The organism is Pseudomonas sp. W2I6 (assembly GCF_030815935.1).
Taxonomy (GTDB): domain Bacteria; phylum Pseudomonadota; class Gammaproteobacteria; order Pseudomonadales; family Pseudomonadaceae; genus Aquipseudomonas.
Genome location: NZ_JAUSXJ010000001.1, coordinates 1,569,001 through 1,586,516, shown reverse-complemented (window position 1 = coordinate 1,586,516; position 17,516 = coordinate 1,569,001). Strand labels below are relative to the sequence as shown.

Here is a 17,516-nt window from a genome sequence, read left to right as displayed (position 1 = left end):
CCGACTGGCTGTAACCCGGTGGTAGATCGGCTTCACTGATCGTTCCCGCGCTCTGCGTGGGAATGCATCCCGTGACGCTCCGCGTCACCCGTACGCAAGACTTGAGCCTTGCATCGCCCGCTGGACGCAGAGCGTCCGGGGCGGCATTCCCACGCAGAGCGCGGGAACGATCAGTCATCCCGGCGTCTTGTCGGGTTATTTAGGCATCTTGCGAAAACCCACCGCCAGACGGTTCCAGCTGTTGATGGTGGCGATCGCCACGCTCAGGTCGACTTGCTCTTGCGGGCTGAAGTGGGCGGCCAGTTCGGTGAAGTCTGCATCCGGTGCGTGGGTCTGGCTCAGCAGGGTCAGGCTTTCGGCCCAGGCCAGCGCGGCGCGTTCACGGGGGGTGAAGAACGGCGTTTCACGCCAGGCCGACACGGTGTACAGGCGGCGCTCGGTCTCGCCCCCCTTGCGGGCGTCGGCGGTGTGCATGTCGAGGCAGAAGGCGCAGCCGTTGATCTGCGACACACGCAGGCGCACCAGTTCCAGCAGCGGCAGTTCGATGGACAGTTTGCCGACGGCAGCCTCCAGGGCCAGCATGGCTTTCATGGCATCCGGGGAGGCGGTGTAGAAGTCGGTACGAGCTTGCATGGTGATACTCCAGAACAGTGGGGATTGGTGTCTAGAGTAGTGACGAGGGGGCATTGGACAAATAGCCAATCCGGGGAAAGATCAGGTGGCCAATGGGGCCAATCCTGACGATCACCCCGGCCCTGCGCCTTCACCGCGAAACGCACTGGGGCTCAGCCCGGTCCAGCGCTTGAACGCCCGCCGAAAACTGCGCACATCGCTGTAGCCAACTTCCTCGGTGATCCGTTCGATGGACAACCCCGGGTTGCTCAACAACCCCATGGTCCTTGCCCTGCGCACCTGTTCCAGCAAGCCCTCGAACGTCAGCCCATGCTCGGTCAGGCGCCGGCGCAAGGTACGCCAGCTCATGTTCAAGTCACTGGCGACCTTTTCCAGCTGGCTGCCCTGCAAATCCCGGGAAATCGCGCGCTCCACCGCCTGGATCAAATCCATTTTCTGATGCAACTGGGCGCTTTCCAGCTCCAGCAGTTCCAGGGCCTGGCGCAGGGCCAGGGCATGGTGATTGGGCAGGCGCACGTCCAGCCAATGGCTGGCCAGGACCATGCGGTTATGCAGGCAACCAAAACGTACATCTGCGCCAAACAGCTGGTGATAGTCGGCGACGTAGACGGGCGCGGCGTGGATAAATTCGACCCGCAGCGGCATGAAGCCCTCGCCCACCAGGGCGCGGCCATACACCATCAGGCTGGCGAAGAACTCCTCGGCGGCAAACACCTGCACCTCGGCGTAGGGCAGCAGGCATTCGATATCGACGAAAACTTCCTGGGGGCCTTCATGGGTGCGCGAGGTGGCGATACCGCCGGAGGTGTGCTGATGACGTTCCCCGATGGCAAACGCATCGCGCAACGTCTTGCACAGTGAAATCACATGGCCGAGCAGGCCCAGGGTGCCGAGTACGTTCTGATGGCCTACCCACAGGCCCAGCCCCTGGTCGGGCAACACCTTGAGTGCACGCTGGATCATTGCTACTGCCTGGCGGTAGGAAATGCGCTGGGCCGGGTCGTCCAGATCGGCCAGGGTGAATCCCAGGCCACGGCACAGGTGCTCGGCGCTCGCGCCTTTTTGCGCGACCACTTGGCCGAGGGTTTGCAGCAGAAATGGCGAGACCAGGGCCAGGTCATAGTGCGGATCAACGGCTTTCCTTTGCATGGATCTTCGATTCCCGACTGAGTGCTTCAGTTCTTGTTTTGGAAACATCCTGACAATCATAGGCTCTTGCAAGAACTGCTGCACTCTGGATGAAAGCTGTCCGCCAAAGTCCCCCTATGTGGCCGCCAATACCCTGCCCCGCCGGGCGCCGAGGGCTTATTTCTATAGGCAGCGTCGTCCTGATAATAATAATAAGCCCAGACATGAACACGACCCGTGCGTTTTACCCCGTGCAACTCGCCCTGTTGACCCTCATCAGCCTGCCGGCCCTGGCCACCGAAGGCGGCGTCGACAACATCGGCCCCGGCACCGATGGCTTCTACATCCTGCCGCTGGACGTCAACAACCTGCCCGACCACATGTTCGCCTTCAACATCTATTACAACCATTACGAAGCCAGGAAGCTCGATATCAGCTCGTTGGGTGGCAAGGTGCCGGACGTGAAGATCAAGTCCGACGCGATCATCCCGCGCCTGGATTACCTCAGCCCGTTGCGGGTATTCGGCGGGCGCCTGGGCGGCTATATCGCCCAGCCGTACCTGAAGCAACAGGTATCGCTGTTCGGCATGTCCGACACCCGGGAAAGCATGGGCGACACCACCGTGGCGCCGATCATCCTCTGGGACCTGGGCAAGAACCTGACGGTGGGCACCGCCCTGGAAATCACCCTGCCCACCGGCGAATACGACGCCACGCGCCTGGCCAATACCAGCAACAATTTCTACACCTACAAACCGTTGGTGTCGGCGACCTGGATGCCCAACGAGCGCACTGAGCTGTCGATCAAGACCACCTACAGCTTCAACAAGGAAAACCCCGACACCCATTACCGTTCGGGGCAGATTTTTCACTTCGACTACTCGGCCAGCTACAAGGTGACGGATAACCTCAGCCTTGGGCTCAACGGCTACTACCTCAAGCAGACCACCGACGATAAGCAATACGGGCATACCGTGGTGAACATCTATGGCGAAGATGTGGATGACGGGGTCAAGGGCCAGGTGTTTGCGATCGGTCCGGCGGTGTATTTCACCTTCCTCAAGTATGCGAGTGCCGAGGTGCGCTGGGCCAAGGAGTTTGATGTGCAGAACCGGCCGGAAGGCGACATGTTGTGGGCGAAGCTGACGATTCCGTTTGCCTTGTAAACCCGGTTGAACATGTGGGAGCTGGCTTGCCTGCGATAGCATCACCTCGGTATCACTGAAAAACCGAGTTGCCTGCATCGCAGGCAAGCCAGCTCCCACCTGTTGATCGGGTTTCTTCAGGTGTAGACCGGCCAGGTATCGACGATTTTCCCGCCCCGTACCGCCAGCAAATCGCCGAACTGCAGCAGCACAAACTCACTCTGGGTCGGGCGCAGAAACACCTGGTCTTCCACGTTCAGCCCCACCTTGGGCGAACCATTGACCATCTCCTGATTGGAGCTGCGCCCGTACAGGTCATTGCTCTGCAACCCCCTGGGCGATTCAAACTCCGCCATCCAGTTGCCCCCATAAATAAAGAACGTGGCGCGCTGATTCGCATCCCACCACGAGAACAACCGCGACTTGCCGTCCAGCGCCGGAATGTCCACCGGCCCGGTGCTTTTCAACACGGGCGTGGCGATATAGGCCGCCGGCACATGCTCGCTCAGCGACGGCAAGTCATAGTGCGTCGGCTTGAGCAACGCCGTGCCCACCGACACCTCGCTGCTGAGCTTCTCCTGCTCGTGAATGCGATAGCTCGGGCTGCCTGCCGTATTCAACGTCAGCCCGTCGCGCCACAGCGGCGCAAAGTGCTGGCGGGTGTAATCCACATAGCCGTTGTAGCGCTGCATGACTTTGTCGAACAGGTCCTGGGGCGAGCCGAGAATCCCCGGCACACCCATGCCCACGAACGGGTCGTAGCCCATGAACCCGCTGAATTCCAGCTGCTGCGGATGCGCGCTGATCATCGTCAGCATCTGCCCCAGCACCGCGTTGTCGCTGATGCCGCCGCGATGCAGGCCCACATCCAGCTCGATATTGACCCGCAGTTTGGTGCCCAGCCCCTGGGCCAGCGCCAGGTATTGTTGCAGGCGCTCGGGCGTGTCCAGCAGCCATTGCAGCTGGCGGGACGGGTCGAACGGGCCCTTGTGGGTTTGGTAAAACAGCTCGGCGGAACGCACCGGCAACGGCTTGCCCAGCAGGATGTCCGCATCGGGAAAGACCTGGGCGTCGTGATTCAGAAATGGCTGATGAAACGACATCAGGCGCTGGGTGCCGGCTCGCTTGGCGATGTACGCCAGCAGCCCCGGCGACGGCAGGGATTTCTCCACCAGCCGCAGGTGTTTGCCGCCGCGCTGCACCGACTGCATCACCACGTCGATGTTGTGGTCCAGGCGATCGAGGTCGATCAGCATCACCGGGCGCATCGGCCCATGGGCCTTGAGTTCCTGGTTGAGGCTGCGGAAATACTCGGTGTACGGGCTGCCCCGGTCGCCGGGCCTCAGCAAGATGGCACCCCCCACCAGCAACACGCCGGTGCCGAGCATGAAATGTCTGCGGTTCATCAGGCCACTCCCAGAATAGACGACAGGTGCGCATTGAGGAATTTGCCGCTGGGGTCCAGCTCGCGGCGCACTCGGGTAAATTCCTCCCAGCGCGGATACAGCGGCTGCAAGGTGCGCGCATTGAGGGTGTGCAACTTGCCCCAGTGCGGGCGACCGGCGTATTTCCAGAAGATCGGTTCTACGGCGGCGAAGAAGTTGTGGTGGTCCATGGTGTAGTGCTGGTGCACGGAAATCGAACAGCTGTCGCGGCCCTCGAACATGCTCAGCGGAATGTCATCGGCCTTGACGTAGCGGTACTCGATGGGAAACCAGGTGCGCAGGTCCTTGTCGTTGATCAGCTTGAGGATTTCCCGCAGGCACGCCGGCCCGTGCTCGGCGGGCACCGAATATTCCATCTCGTTGAAACGCACGTTGCGCACGTTGGCGTACACCTGGAACGACTCGGCCACGCGGTCATCGAAGCTGGCAAAAAAGCGCAGGCTGTTGAGCAAGGTACGCCGGGCCTCGGGGAAATCGCTGCCGTATTTGTCGAGTTTCTCGATGATCGACACAAACTCGTTGCCGCCTGCCTCGGCCGGGTCGATGGGCGGGGTTTCGGGGTCGGTGGTTTCGTTCAGGGCGATGGACAGGGCGTAGTCGGAATGGGTCACCACGAGCATTTCCCAGTGCTGGTTTTCCCGGGTGTTCTTTGCCACGTCCTCCAGCAGTTCTTCAGTCTTGGCGATCCACTGGCGCTCCCGCAGGCGGTACGGTGCGCGGTTTTGCAGGCGGACCTGGGTGGCCACGCCGAGGGCGCCGAGGGACACCCGGGCGGCACTGAACACTTCGGGGTGACGCTTGGCGTCGCACTCCAGCACCTCACCCTGGGCGGTCACCAGTTGCAGGCCGGTGACGCAACCGGAATATGAGGTGAAGCCCACGCCGGTGCCATGAGTGGAAGTGGAGATCGCCCCGGCCAGGGTCTGGTAGTCGATATCCGCCATGTTCGGCAGCGCCTGGCCGACGTCTTTCAAGGCCTGGCCCATGCGTGACATCGGCGTACCGGCGGCGAACGTGGCCTGCAAGGTTTGCGGGTCGTGATCCAGCAGGCCGTTGAAGTAACTCAGGGACAGCAGCGTGCCGTCGGTGGGCACCAGGGCACTGAACGAATGGCCCGAGCCCACCGGCCGCACCTTGCCCGGTGCCTGGCCGATGACCTGCACCAGTTCATCAAGGTTCTTCGGCGCCAGCCGCGCCAGGGGCAGACAGGTTTGCGCCCCCGACCAATTGCGCCAGGGAATCAGCCGCGGTGCCCGGGCCAGCTGGGCCAGTACCGGGTTACTGGTCAATGCCATGAACGCGCCGGCTACCGCGCCGCGCTGCAATAATTCTCGCCGTGAAAGCCCCATCGCCTACCCCGTTATTCTTATTGGATGTGTTGACCCGACATAAAGCTGATCAGCCCCAGGAATTGCGCTTCGGAGCACTGCACGCACATCCCCATCGGGGGCATGCCGTTGTAGCCGTTGATGGTGTGGTCCAGCAGGGTGTCCGGGCCCTGGGCGATGCGCGGGCTCCAGGCCGGGCCGTCACCGGTCAGCGGCGCACCGGAGGCCGGGTTGGCGTGGCACAGCTTGCAACTGGTGTCGTAGACCTGGGCCAGGGCTGCGTCGCTCGGCATGGCATTGGCCGCCGTGGCACGTTCGGGGGGATGTTTCGGTTTGTCGCCACAGGCTGTCAGCAGGCAGGTCACGGCCAGCAGCAGACTGATGCGACGGGGGTTGATTGCCCGCATAGCCACCTTCTCTCTTATTGTGTGAAAGCGTGATCCACACTAAGGCAGCCAGGGCGCGGCGTTGAGGGTATTGGGGGACAGAAAGGGGGGCTTGGGCGGACAGGCTTCAGCGGCTGATCGTTCCCACGCTCTGCGTGGGAACGCCGCCTTGGACGCTCTGCGTCCGCGTTGTGACGCAGAGCGTCACGGGATGCATTCCCACGCAGAGCGTGGGAACAATCAGTCAGGCAGATTTAGAAGGCTATACCGACCTTGAACCCGTACTCGTCACGCTTGAGCTTGGTGTTGTCGGCCACGTACGAATCGTCATCGAGCTTGTACTCGGTGCGGGTGTAGTACAGGCCCGCCATCACTGGCAGATCGCCTTTCTGGTTCATCAGCAGGCTGACTTCGGCGTACGGGTTGGTGCGGTCCTTGAGGTCCACCGTGTCGCTGCCGATGCCGTCGACCTTGAGCTTGGCGCGGCCGTCGATGGTATGGCGGGCGCCCAGTTCAACACGCATGGTCATGTCGTCGAACTGGTGGTTGTAGCCCAGGGCCGCCTTGGCGAACGGCGATTTGTTGGTGAGTTTCATGTCGTAGTCGCCCGAGTCCGGCTCGTAGCGGGTCCAGCTGTAGCCGCCCCCCACCAGCACGTCGACGAAGTTGCGCGCATCCAGCGCGGCACGCCAGCCGAGGTCGAGGTCGGCCTGGCCTTCCTTGAGCTTGTTGTCGCTCTTCTCGCCGTACTTGGCTTCGATACCGGCCTGGTAGATGAAGCCGGATTCAGCCGTCAGCTTGTTGCCGAAGTTATAGAACAGGCCGGCTTCAGGCATGTGGTCCTTGTCGCTTTGGCTACCGCCTTCGAGTTTGAAGTCGTTGTAGCTGCCGAGGATCCCGAAGGTGGAAATCGGGTCGGTCGGCGCTGCGGCGAACACCACACCAGGTGCCGCGATCAAGGCCAGGACCGAGGAATTCTTGAGGATCTTTCCGAATAGTTTGGACATCGTTTTACGTCTCCATTGCAGGTGGCAAATTATTCAGGAAACGCTTCGAACCCTCGTTTTGGCGAAAGGTTCGAATTAATTTGCACCTTTTTCGAGGTAAAACGGTTCAGCGAAGGCTCTATATCAAGCGTCTTGGACGGGAGCCAGCAAACGGCCGAGAATTGACCGCAACTGCGGATGCGCCGGCAGGCGAATGCCAAAGCTGGCCTGCAACAGGTTCAGCAACTCTTCGACGTCCTCGATTGCACGCTTTTCGCTGGCCCGGTCCAGGTAGTGAATCGCGTACTGCCCGTTGTTCAGCGTGCGGCGAAATCCCGGGCCAATCAGTGCGACTTTCAGCTGGCCGAGGAACGGCGAATCCGGGTGGGTGGAGACGTACCAGTTACCGATCTCGTAGTCGAAGTGTGACTGCACCTGCAGGTCGAACACATATAAGCCGCGCCACTCACCGGCGACCTGCGCCCACAAGGTGTAGCTGCCCTCGTCCAGGCTCAGGCGATAGGGTTCATGGGCGGTGGCCTGGGTGGCATCGGTGTCCAGTTGCAACGGACTGGTGGGCACCATGCCACCAAAGCCGACATCACTGATGTAACGCACGCCATCCAGGGTCACCAGGCTCAGCCGATGGGTGCGCGCCGTAAGCGCATCGGGCGGCCCCCCCATCACCACACGGCCGGTAATGCCCCGCGCCTCGAAGCCCAACTCCTGCAACAAGGCCAGGAACAGCTGGTTCAGCTCGTAGCAATAACCACCACGGCCGTCGAACAGGACTTTTTGTTCGACGCTCGGCAAATCGATCGGCACCGGTGCGTGCAGCAGGGTCGACAGGCTTTCAAACGCGAAGGTGCTGACATGGCGCAACTGCAGATCCTGCAGGGTTTGCAGGGTGGGCGGAGGCGGCGTGTCGTAGCCCAGACGTTGCAGGTAGAGGCGGCTGTGGGTCAGCTCTGGCATGACGCAATCCTGGAGTCGGTGGCGAAAGCACCACTAATACCCTGACGGCGGTTATTTGCCAATTGTGGGTTGAATCAAATGCAAGCCCTCAGATGCACAAACTTTCTGAACCTTTCTGAACTGATTTATATCCATTCACTACAAGACAGGGAGGCATCATGAGTACCGCAATGATCTACACCATCCACTACTTGCTACACGGCGAACCAAAAACCTTTGTGGTGCGTGCCGAGGTCATGAACAACGCCGAAGCGTGGCATTGGGCGGCCGTTGACGCCGACATTGCCCACGTGGGGCGCATAGGCCGACCGGGCCATGAGCGGGTGAAAAAGACCACTCGGCCCTGGGCGGAGAAGTTCGGCATCACCGAGGTGACATGGACAGCCCCGAAACGGCTTGGTTGAGGAATAAAAAGCCCCGCACGACGGCGGGGCTTGTTTCACTTTTTCAGATCACCGAGGGGATCATAGGCCGGCTTCTTGCCGGTTTTTTCTGGCTTGTCCAACGGGGCAATGGCGGGACCTACCGGGTCGACCTGTGGGTCGGCGACGTCCGGGGAATCGGGGTCGAAACCCAATTCGTCCTTGCCGCTGGAATGCTCGGATGAATGCGGGCCGCTTGTACGATTAGTCATAACTACCTCCTTGGCGCGCCGGGTCTACAGCGGGCGGGCCTTGTCGTGCAGGTTTTCCAGGTCTTCCTCGACCTGCTCTTCGTCGTCTTGCCGTTCGGCCGGGTCGTTGGGGCGCAGGGCGTCGTTGTCACGCTCCTCTTCGCCGGGCGTGCGGTCGGGGTTGGGTGTGCCGGGCGGCTGTTGCTGGTACCGGGTCATGGTTCACCTCGCTTGGGGGTCGGTTGCCTACAGGGGTTAGAGAAATTGCGCTGATCCATCGTTCAACCTGATTACCGTCACTCCGACGGGTGAAGCATGAGAAGATGCTGGCCGGCGTTATAACCCTACTTGTGCCATGGAGACTGACCCTGGATGTTTGAGCTCAAACCGTGCGACCCGATTGTTTTTCGCCAGCAGACGCGACGCAGTACGTTGATAGTCGCGGGGTTGTTTGTGGTGTTGGCGATGGTGCTTTCCAGCCTGGCGGTGATGCTGTTTGGTGAGCCTGGGGGGGATAATTTTCGCTTTAATGTGGGCGGGGTGTTTGCCGGGGTGTTGATTACCGTAGGGCTGGTGCGGGGGCCGTTCTGGAACCAGGCCTGGTTCGCGCCGGCGGTGTATGGGTGGCAGCTCAAGCGCAGCCTGATGAGTGTGACGAATGTGATGCACAAGGTGACTGACGGGGTGAAGGCGAATGATCCGGTGGCGATCAAGTTGCTGCGGTTTTATCACCTTGGGTTGATGCAGATGCACGAACTGGACGCCAATTCGAGTTCTCAGGCGCAGTTGGTGCGGGAGGTTGATGAGCATCTGGAGAAGATGCGGGGGTTGGGGATTGAGCCTGACCAGACGCGGTTGGATCCGGATTGGGTTGAGGCTGTGAAGGCTCGCTGATTGGGGGGCATATCCGTTATTTGGGTGATGGCTGATATGGGTTCCGCTCTTACAGCGGCTCACTTTTGAAGAGCGCAAAAGTAAGCACAACGCTCTTGCCCCACCACTCGGCACCTCGCCTAGGCTCGGTGTGCCCTCACTCCGGCTTTGGACCGTGGGCCGCCGTCATGGGCCATCCTTGGCCCAGGACGGCTAACCCGGCGTCCTGCCGGGTTACCCACGCTCCAAAGCCTGCGTTCGGCCAGCGTGGTTTAACGGGGCGCCTAAGATCAAAAGCAGATCAACAGCACAGCGGCCTCCCGGCCGGCTTGAGTGTTGAAGAGCAAAATCAAAAGCTAAAGCGGGCACGGTCAAATGTGGGAGCTGGCTTGCCTGCGATGGCATCAACTGGGTCTGCCTGATACACCGAGGTGTCTGCATCGCAGGCAAGCCAGCTCCCACAGAAAAGCAGCTCTGTTTTCGCTCTGGTCTTTGCTTTTGCTTTTAACACTCAAGCCGGCCGGTAGGCCGCTGTGCTCTGCTTTTGATCTGCTTTTGATTTTGATCTGCGGGCCCCGTCAACCACGATGGCCGCAAGTAGGCACGGTGGAGCGGGTAAATCGGCAGGGAAGCCGATTTAGCCGCGCCGGGCCATGGATGGCCCGTCGCGGCGGCCCGCGGAACCGGGCCGGAGTGCGGGCATGCCGAGCCTAGGCGAGGCACCGAGTGGTGGGGCAAAGACCTTTTGGTTACTTTTGGGGCGTTTGCCAAAAGTGACCCGCTGTAAGAGCGGAACCCTAAGTGGCCGTTACCGAAGAAACGGATATGTACCCCCCTCCCCCCATCTCATGCTAAACCCCTGGCCCGCCAGCAAAACACCGCACTGACCGCAATCGCCCCCCCCGCCACGCCAAACACCCAAGGCGCCGACGCCACCGGCAACAACAACCCCGCCAGCAAAGGCCCAAGCCCCGCCCCCACATCACGCCACACCGCATTCGACGCCAACGCCGAAACCCGCATCGCCCCCGGATTACGCTCCGCCACCAGCGTCGTCACCAACGGCAACTGCAACGCCCGCAACACCAACACCGCCGCCCCCCCCACAATCACCCAATGACTACCAAACGCCCCCAACGCCAACGCACTGAGAAACGAAAACAGCAGCAACATCGACGTAGCACCAAACTGCTGCGCAGCACGCCCCCCCAGCGGACTCAGAAGCAACTCCGAAACATATCGCAGCGCCATCAACCCACCGGCAATCAATACCGCATTGCCCCCCAGCAGCTTCTGCGCCTGAATCGACAGGCCAAAGATAAACAGCCCATCCAGCGCCACCCCTTCGATAAACGACCAGGTCGCCACACTGTCAGGCAACTTGAACCGCCGCCCCGGCGTGCCATGCAAATTGTGACCCGCAGTCGGCAACCCCCGCGCCATCCACAACCCCACCAGGCAACACACCGCCAGAATCCAGAAGATCGGCCGCGGCCCAACCTGCAACGTCAGCCACCCACCCAACGGCAAGGCCAGCATCGGCCCCAGGGCAATCAACGCCCGCGACCGCCCCGCCCGCCGCGCCGCACCCAGCGGTTCAGAGGTGGCCAAGACTTGAGTGGAAAGGTTCAACGCCGCAAAACACAGGCCCCAGACCAACCGCAGCCCCAGCAAGGCCGCAAACCCGGACAGCATCGAGTTGCCAAGGGCACACACCGCCGCCGCGCCGGCGGCAATGGAGCACGTCAGCCGATCACCGTTGCGGGCGTAGAAATTCAGAACATGCTTGTAGCCGAAGATCCGCACCAGGCGGTTGGCCGCCAGCAGCACCCCGGCCTGGGCCAGGGTGATACCGAACGCCTGGGACTCCATCGGCAGCACCAGGTACAGCAACACGTCACTGGGCAGGCACAGGCCAAGGGTCAGCGCGGCACGGCGGGAGTGTGAATCAGCACTGCGTTGGGCCAGATCAGACATAAAAGCTGAAACATTCAGAATTATTTAGACGGCCACGGTAGCCGTCTACCTCAAGGTTTTACAAGGCCCAAATGATTAAACCTTGGCGCCGTCCTGCATCAGACGCAACCCGCTGGCCACCGCGCCCACCAGGGCAAACCCGCAGCCCAGCCACAACGCGTACTGCGGGCCGCTGCTCAGGGACAGGTGGAAACACAACGCCACCAACGAAGCGCCGAGTGTCTGCCCCATCAACCGCGACGTGGCAACGATCCCGCTGGCTCCCCCGCTGCGGGCAATCGGTGCGCTGGTCATGATCGCCTTGAGGTTGGGCGACTGGAAAAAACCGAACCCGGCGCCACACAGGGCCATGCGCCAACCGATATCGAAGGTCGAGGCGTCGTTGCCCAGGGTCGCCAGCGCGGCCATGCCCGCGCTCAACATCACCAGGCCGATGCCGCACAACAATGCCAGGGAGATACGGTCCGCCAGGCGCCCGGCAATCAGCGCCATCACCGCGACCACCGCCGGCCACGGCGTCATCAGGAAACCGGTGGCCACCTGGCTGTGCCCCAACACCGTTTGCAACAGGAACGGCAGCGACACAAACGCCAGCCCCTGGGCGCTGAACGCGCAAATCGCGGTGAGGGCCGACAAGGTGAACAGCGGGCGCTTGAACAGATCCACCGCGAGCATCGGCGCCGGGTGCCCGGCCTGACGGCGGATCAGCAACAGCCCGCACAGCAGCGCCACGGCGATCAGCCCCAGCGTCAACACCGCCTGCGCACCGTGCACCGCCGAGCCCAGGCCCAGCACCAGCAGGGCAAACAACCCGGCGCAGAGAATTGCCGCCAGCCGGTCGAAGGCATGCCCGGTGATCGGGATCACCGGAATCGCCCGCACCCCGAGCCACAAGGCCAATGCCCCAAGGGGCAGGTTGATCAGGTACAACCAGTGCCAGGTAGCCACCGATAGAATCGCCGACGCCGCCGTCGGCCCCAGGGTAAAGGCCAGCCCCACCACCAGTGAGTTATACCCCAGCCCCCGGCCGAGGATTTTTGCCGGGTAGATATGCCGCAGCAGCGCAATGTTGACGCTCATGATTGCCGCAGCGCCCAGGCCCTGCACCACCCGGGCGGCTGTCAGCGTCGGCAGTGACCAGGCCAGCCCGCAAAACAGCGACGCCACCACAAACACCAGCAAGCCGCCGAGGAACACCCGGCGGTGGCCGACCACATCACTCAGGGACGCAAAGGGCAGTACCGCGGCAATGGTCGCCAACTGGTAGGCATTGACCACCCAGATTACCGAAGCGGAGTCGGTGCCAATCCCTTCGGCCAGGGTCGGCAACGCGGTGTTGACGATGGCCGTGTCGAGGGTCGCCATGCCGATCCCCAGGGAAATGGCGACAACCGCCGCTAGACGCTTATCACTGGGCAACCCATCAGCTACTGAAGACATGGACAATCCGCACACGTGGCAAAGGCGTCTAGATTACGGGCAGCGGCCTTTTTTTTCAGCGGGCAAATGCGCGGCTGTCCAAATATTCATGTTCAGGTGCGCCATTTGCCCATCTGCGCCATCTGCACCAGCACCTCGGCCAGGGCGGGCTGCGGCGCGCTGTTGACGGTGACCAGCGCCACACAGCGGCTCGGCCGCAAGGTGGCCGCTGCCGTGACGGCACGACCGCCGAGATCGAACCCACCCAGCACAGCCTCGGGAATGTGCAAGGCGTTCATCAGGTCCAGAACGTCCTGGCCGAGAACGACTTCCTGAGTGACGGCGGGCGCAGCCTTGTCCAGTTGCGTGGTGCTGCCATGGCCTCGCAGGTACGGGATGACTACCCGAAAGCCTTGGGACACCAGATGCGGCGAGACCTCGGCAAAACGCTCAAGGTCGCCGTCAGCCCCATGCAGCAAAATGATCGGCCGGCCGCCTTCCGGGCCGGCTTCGTAGTAGCCGATATCCAGCAGGTCGGTGCTGACCTGGCGGATCGTCCAACGGGCGGGCGTCGCCATGACCGGCAGTGACAACGCCACTGAAGCAATGGCGCTGGAAATCAGAAAGCGCCGGCGATTGAAAAAAGACATAGGTTTATAGCTCCGAAAAATTCGACACTGGAAGGTCGTCAACAACCCCCACAATCAACTCGCTGCCGATCCAGCCGGCCAACAGCTCACCGGCTTTCGCGACGCCCTGCTCTTCCCCCAGGCGCGCTACCAGAAACTCGCACAACCCGGCAAAACTGCCGTCGCCTTGCAGGTGCACCAAGGCCTGGAACTCCAGCGCATCGACCTGGCGCAAGCGCGAAGTGAACTGCCGACGCCACACCAGCAACCCACCGGCCTCGGCCAGCATCACCGCCTCGGGCGCCGGGGTTTGCTGCCACAATACCGACCAGATCGCCTCGGCGTTGGTGGTCAGCCCATGGCAGCGCAGCGATGGCGTGAGTTGCAGGCGTGCCGTGTCCCAATCCACCGACGCCAGCACGTCCATGGGCAACGGGCTGGCATCGGCGGCGACAAACGCTTCATTGAGCGACGACTCGATCCAGGCCAGTTCATGCACGTCGGGATTGTTGGGAAACAGTTCGCCCAGGGTCAGGTGAAAACCCTCGGGATAGACGTCCAGGGTCCAGGCATGGGGCGGATGCCGGTCGATATGGCTGACGCACGCGGCCAGGAACGCCTCGTCCCCGACCCAGCGCCGCAGGTTGGGAAACGCCTGTTCCAGGCAACCCACCAATTGCGCGCGGTAGTTGTTCTGATACACCGCCAGTCCCGCGACCTTGTTACCCAACATCTCGGCCGACTGCTCCGAGGCACTCACCAGCCAGGTATGAAAAGCCTGCTGCCATTGCGCGAGATTCATGAGCGCACCTGCGAACGCTTGTAGGCCTCGGAGGCACCGAGCATGCGGGCGATCGACAGCTCCTCCAGCAGCTCTGCCAGGGGCGGGATCTCGTCATCGCGCTCGATCATCGTGGCGACCGGGCCGAGCAACGCAACGGCCTTGGCATACAAGTCCCAGACGCCGTCACACACCGGGCTGTCGTGGCTGTCGATCAGCAAATCGCGGCCCTGGCTATGGCCGGCCAGGTGAATTTGCCGGACCCGCTCGGCCGGAATCCCGTCGAGAAACGCGAGAGCGTCAAAGCCATGGTTGCTGGCGCTGACAAACACATTATTGACGTCCAGCAACAGCTCGCAGCCGGTGCGCCGGGACATGGCGGCGATGAATTCCCACTCGCTCATGGACGCGCCATCAAAGGCCAGGTAGCTGGACGGGTTTTCAAACAGCATCGTGCGGCCCAACACTTCTTGAGCCCGGTCGATATTGGCGCAGACCCGGTCCAGTGCCTCATGGGTGTAAGGCACCGGCAGCAGATCATGGGAGTTGAAGGCCCCACTGCGGGACCAGCTCAAGTGGTCGGACACAAACAGCGGTTCGATCTCGTCCACCAGCGACTTGAGGCGTTTCAGGTAATCGCGATCGAGGCCCTCGGCCGTGCCGATCGACATCGACACCCCGTGCAGCGCCACCGGATACCGCTCGCGAATCTGGCGCAGGATGTGCCGGGGCTGGCCGCCCGCGACCATGAAATTTTCGGAGATCACTTCAACGAAATCCACCGCCACCGGGTTCTCCAGGAACTCGCTGTAGTGTTCCTTGCGCAGCCCCAGGCCATAGCCTGGAAAACGCGGGTTGGGTGTCGGCATCATGTGGTCTCCGTTGCATAAATAGGCGGCGGGCCCAACCTGGGCCCGCCGGGGTGTTACTTCGGTTCGGTAGTGGTGCCGCCCAGCTTCAGGCACTCGGACGGGGTCTTGACGACAACGCCCTGGCCCTTGCAGCTGTTGAGGCCCTTGCAATCGTTCTTGGCCGTGGCGCACAGGCTTTCGCCCTTGCAGTTGTTCACGCCGTAGCAGCGACCCGGCTGTTCCGGCTGGTCGGCGGCGCTGGCGGCCGCCGCGAAGGAAGCGGACGCCATGGCGATCAGGGCGGCGGCAGTGGCAAGGCTCAAGCGGGATTTGATGGATGTGCTCATGGGTATTACTCCTCGGGGGTGGGGTTTATTTGATGACGGATGCCGCGTCTTCGATGACCTTCGCCACAGCCTCGGGCTGGGAGATGTACACCGAGTGGCTGGCCTTGATTTCAGTGACTTTCGAGCCGGCGCGCTTGTACATCCAGCGCTGCAGATCGGGGCTCAGGGCACGGTCTTCGGTGGACACCACGGCGTAGGTCGGCTTCTTGTGCCAGGCCGCGGCCCACACGGTGCCGCCGAACAGCGCGGTGGTGGCCGGCACCTGGGAGGCGGCCATGAAGTCGGTGCGGTTGGTGGTCAGGTCGGCAGCAAAGTCGGCATTGAACTTGGTGCGATCAAAGAACAGATGCCCGTCGCGGGTCTGCATCACGTCATTGCTCGGCGCCGGCATCGACGACAGCAGCTGGCTCATGTTCTCGCCGACTTCCGGCTGCAGGGCCGAGACATAGACCATCGACTTGACCTTGTCGCGGTCACCGGCAATCGAGATCACCCCGCCGCCGGAGCTGTGACCCACCAGCACCACCGGGCCGACCTGCTGCTCCAGCACTTCGCGGGCCTCGGCCACGTCGGCGGCGAGGCTTTCATGGCCCTGATGCACCACGGTGACCTTGTAGCCCTTGTGAATCAGGATGTCGTGCACCACTCGCCAGCCGGAGCCGTCGACAAAGGAACCGGGCACGATCACCACGCTTTTACCGGTGCCCGGCTGGGGCTTGGCTGCATCGGCGGCCGAGGCCACCAACGGTGTAGCGAGTGCCATGGCGATCGCCAGGGAAGAAAGAATACGCATGCGACTCTCCACAGGCCTTGGGGCCTGATCATTGTTGTGAAAGGGTTAACGGCGTTGGCCGGACAGCACGCGGTCCAGTGACCAGGCCCCGCCGCCATACGCCAGCAGCGGCAGCAACAAGCCCGCCCAGGTCAGGTGGGTCGGCCAGGCGTCGGGGTATACGAACACCTCGATCACCAGGGTCATGCCCAACAGCGCGGCAGCCGCCGGGCGGGTCAGCAGGCCCAGCACCAGCAACAGCGGGAACAGATGCTCGGCGTAGGTCGCCAGGTGCGCTGCCCAGTCCGGCGGCACCAGCGGCAAGGCGTATTCCGAGCGAAACAAGGTGTAGGTCGACGGCTTGAGCTGCAGGAAACCGGTCACCTTGGTGCGGCCCGAGAGGAAAAACACCGAAGCGATCCCGAGGCGGGCCACCAGCAACAGCAGCGCCTCAGGCAGCACACGCTTGAGCACCGCAGGGGCCAGGGCAATCATGGTTGTTCCGTCAGGCTGCCGAAGCCTTTGGGGGTTTTGATCTGGGTGCAGGTGCCTTTGTCCACCAGCACCCAGGCGTTGCCCTGGTAATCCGCCTTGGCGGTGCCGGCGCAGGAAGTCCCGGCACCGGCGGCGCAATCGTTGGCACCGGCGAGGGACACGCCGAAGCATTTTTCCTGAGGCTTGGCATCCTCGGCATGGGCGGTGGCGGCGAAGGCACCGAGGGACAGTGCGAGGGTGGCGGCAAGGGCTGCGTAATGGCGCTTCATTGTTGAATCTCCTGGCTTGACTGAATGTGGCCAGGGCGCTTGTGCGGTGGGTGACCGCCTGCGCCATCTGGTAGACAGATTTAAAGCCAGGCGTGTATCCCGTCTGTGTCGCGTTTCCTCCTTCTATTCATGCCGGTGTATCAGGTGGGTGCTGATACACAGTCTGATACACAGCCAAAAAAACCACGCCAAACCACCGCCGTTTTATTCGGCATCCCGAACGACACAATTAGAAATATTCGCCTTTCCGAACACCCACCTTCCCCCGCCTTCGACGACCTCAAAAATCCCCATAAATTTCATACGGTTGTTGTCATCTTTGTTACATGCCAACTGGCATACATTCTGCTACATCAGGTTTTCTAGTAATAAAATGTTTCTAAATTGAAACAGTCTCATCGCCTGAAACCCAACGGCCCCGCGCCCTATAACAACGTCCATGCCCCAAAGGAGGGCGGCAATTC

21 protein-coding genes are annotated in these 17,516 nt (G+C 62.0%); 3 read left to right on the top strand and 18 right to left on the bottom strand.

Annotated elements, in window-relative coordinates; genetic code table 11:
* Window positions 1-195: 195 nt before the first annotated feature.
* A complete protein-coding gene (locus QF039_RS07600; RefSeq protein WP_003219182.1) occupies window positions 196-633 on the bottom strand; it encodes a carboxymuconolactone decarboxylase family protein in 438 nt (145 codons plus the stop codon).
* A 111-nt stretch (window positions 634-744) separates the two neighbouring features.
* A complete protein-coding gene (locus tag QF039_RS07595; RefSeq protein WP_307517243.1) occupies window positions 745-1,782 on the bottom strand; it encodes an AraC family transcriptional regulator in 1,038 nt (345 codons plus the stop codon).
* 203 nt (window positions 1,783-1,985) lie between these two features.
* On the opposite strand from QF039_RS07595, the gene QF039_RS07590 reads away from it, so the two are divergent.
* Complete coding sequence (locus QF039_RS07590) at window positions 1,986-2,927, top strand: transporter (RefSeq protein WP_003219185.1); 942 nt, start codon at window positions 1,986-1,988, stop codon at window positions 2,925-2,927.
* 116 nt (window positions 2,928-3,043) lie between these two features.
* On the opposite strand, the gene QF039_RS07585 is transcribed toward QF039_RS07590, so the two are convergent.
* The 5 genes from QF039_RS07585 to QF039_RS07565 form a co-directional block, all read right to left on the bottom strand.
* Window positions 3,044-4,252: a DSD1 family PLP-dependent enzyme gene (locus QF039_RS07585; RefSeq protein ID WP_177009877.1), complete on the bottom strand. Its 1,209-nt coding sequence runs from the start codon at window positions 4,250-4,252 to the stop codon at window positions 3,044-3,046.
* Window positions 4,253-4,311: 59 nt separating this feature from the next.
* Complete coding sequence (locus QF039_RS07580) at window positions 4,312-5,640, bottom strand: D-arabinono-1,4-lactone oxidase (RefSeq protein ID WP_168197529.1); 1,329 nt, start codon at window positions 5,638-5,640, stop codon at window positions 4,312-4,314.
* A gap of 77 nt (window positions 5,641-5,717) precedes the next feature.
* Window positions 5,718-6,086 carry a cytochrome c5 family protein gene (locus tag QF039_RS07575; protein WP_307517242.1) on the bottom strand — a complete coding sequence of 123 codons (369 nt, stop codon included), beginning with the start codon at window positions 6,084-6,086 and terminating at the stop codon, window positions 5,718-5,720.
* A 233-nt stretch (window positions 6,087-6,319) separates the two neighbouring features.
* Entirely contained in the window at window positions 6,320-7,072 is a 753-nt protein-coding gene (locus QF039_RS07570) for an outer membrane beta-barrel protein (protein ID WP_003210885.1), read from the bottom strand.
* Between the two features lie 123 nt (window positions 7,073-7,195).
* A complete protein-coding gene (locus tag QF039_RS07565) occupies window positions 7,196-8,026 on the bottom strand; it encodes an arylamine N-acetyltransferase (protein ID WP_177029252.1) in 831 nt (276 codons plus the stop codon).
* 158 nt (window positions 8,027-8,184) lie between these two features.
* Here QF039_RS07565 and QF039_RS07560 point away from each other — a divergent pair, with 158 nt between their 5' ends.
* The gene (locus QF039_RS07560; RefSeq protein ID WP_023658994.1) at window positions 8,185-8,430 is read left to right on the top strand and encodes a DUF6555 family protein; all 246 of its coding nucleotides are present in this window, start codon (window positions 8,185-8,187) and stop codon (window positions 8,428-8,430) included.
* Window positions 8,431-8,465: 35 nt separating this feature from the next.
* On the opposite strand, the gene QF039_RS07555 is transcribed toward QF039_RS07560, so the two are convergent.
* Window positions 8,466-8,660: a DUF6021 family protein gene (locus QF039_RS07555; protein ID WP_003210890.1), complete on the bottom strand. Its 195-nt coding sequence runs from the start codon at window positions 8,658-8,660 to the stop codon at window positions 8,466-8,468.
* Window positions 8,661-8,684: 24 nt separating this feature from the next.
* Complete coding sequence (locus QF039_RS07550; protein ID WP_008430128.1) at window positions 8,685-8,858, bottom strand: hypothetical protein; 174 nt, start codon at window positions 8,856-8,858, stop codon at window positions 8,685-8,687.
* Window positions 8,859-9,011: 153 nt separating this feature from the next.
* Here QF039_RS07550 and QF039_RS07545 point away from each other — a divergent pair, with 153 nt between their 5' ends.
* Window positions 9,012-9,533 carry a DUF3087 family protein gene (locus QF039_RS07545; RefSeq protein WP_087693365.1) on the top strand — a complete coding sequence of 174 codons (522 nt, stop codon included), beginning with the start codon at window positions 9,012-9,014 and terminating at the stop codon, window positions 9,531-9,533.
* 825 nt (window positions 9,534-10,358) lie between these two features.
* Here the strand turns inward: QF039_RS07545 and QF039_RS07540 are convergent.
* The 9 genes from QF039_RS07540 to QF039_RS07500 all read right to left on the bottom strand — a co-directional run bounded on the left by QF039_RS07540 (window position 10,359) and on the right by QF039_RS07500 (window position 17,052).
* The gene (locus tag QF039_RS07540; protein ID WP_307517241.1) at window positions 10,359-11,489 is read right to left on the bottom strand and encodes an MFS transporter; all 1,131 of its coding nucleotides are present in this window, start codon (window positions 11,487-11,489) and stop codon (window positions 10,359-10,361) included.
* Window positions 11,490-11,564: 75 nt separating this feature from the next.
* Window positions 11,565-12,929 (bottom strand): MFS transporter, encoded by a 1,365-nt coding sequence (locus QF039_RS07535; RefSeq protein ID WP_102606436.1) that lies wholly within the window; start codon window positions 12,927-12,929, stop codon window positions 11,565-11,567.
* Between the two features lie 92 nt (window positions 12,930-13,021).
* A complete protein-coding gene (locus QF039_RS07530; protein ID WP_177036966.1) occupies window positions 13,022-13,558 on the bottom strand; it encodes an alpha/beta fold hydrolase in 537 nt (178 codons plus the stop codon).
* Window positions 13,559-13,562: 4 nt separating this feature from the next.
* Window positions 13,563-14,339: a DNA-binding domain-containing protein gene (locus QF039_RS07525; protein ID WP_307517240.1), complete on the bottom strand. Its 777-nt coding sequence runs from the start codon at window positions 14,337-14,339 to the stop codon at window positions 13,563-13,565.
* The gene (locus tag QF039_RS07520; RefSeq protein ID WP_307522923.1) at window positions 14,336-15,187 is read right to left on the bottom strand and encodes a DUF692 domain-containing protein; all 852 of its coding nucleotides are present in this window, start codon (window positions 15,185-15,187) and stop codon (window positions 14,336-14,338) included. The genes QF039_RS07525 and QF039_RS07520 overlap by 4 nt, the downstream gene beginning before the upstream one ends.
* Window positions 15,188-15,243: 56 nt before the next feature.
* Entirely contained in the window at window positions 15,244-15,516 is a 273-nt protein-coding gene (locus tag QF039_RS07515; RefSeq protein ID WP_003211275.1) for a hypothetical protein, read from the bottom strand.
* A gap of 25 nt (window positions 15,517-15,541) precedes the next feature.
* Window positions 15,542-16,309, bottom strand: a complete 768-nt coding sequence (locus tag QF039_RS07510) for an alpha/beta fold hydrolase (protein WP_003211274.1) — start codon at window positions 16,307-16,309, stop codon at window positions 15,542-15,544.
* Window positions 16,310-16,354: 45 nt separating this feature from the next.
* Entirely contained in the window at window positions 16,355-16,783 is a 429-nt protein-coding gene (locus QF039_RS07505) for a DoxX family protein (protein ID WP_003211272.1), read from the bottom strand.
* Entirely contained in the window at window positions 16,780-17,052 is a 273-nt protein-coding gene (locus QF039_RS07500; RefSeq protein WP_003211270.1) for a DUF2282 domain-containing protein, read from the bottom strand. The genes QF039_RS07505 and QF039_RS07500 overlap by 4 nt, the downstream gene beginning before the upstream one ends.
* Between the last annotated feature and the right edge of the window lie 464 nt (window positions 17,053-17,516).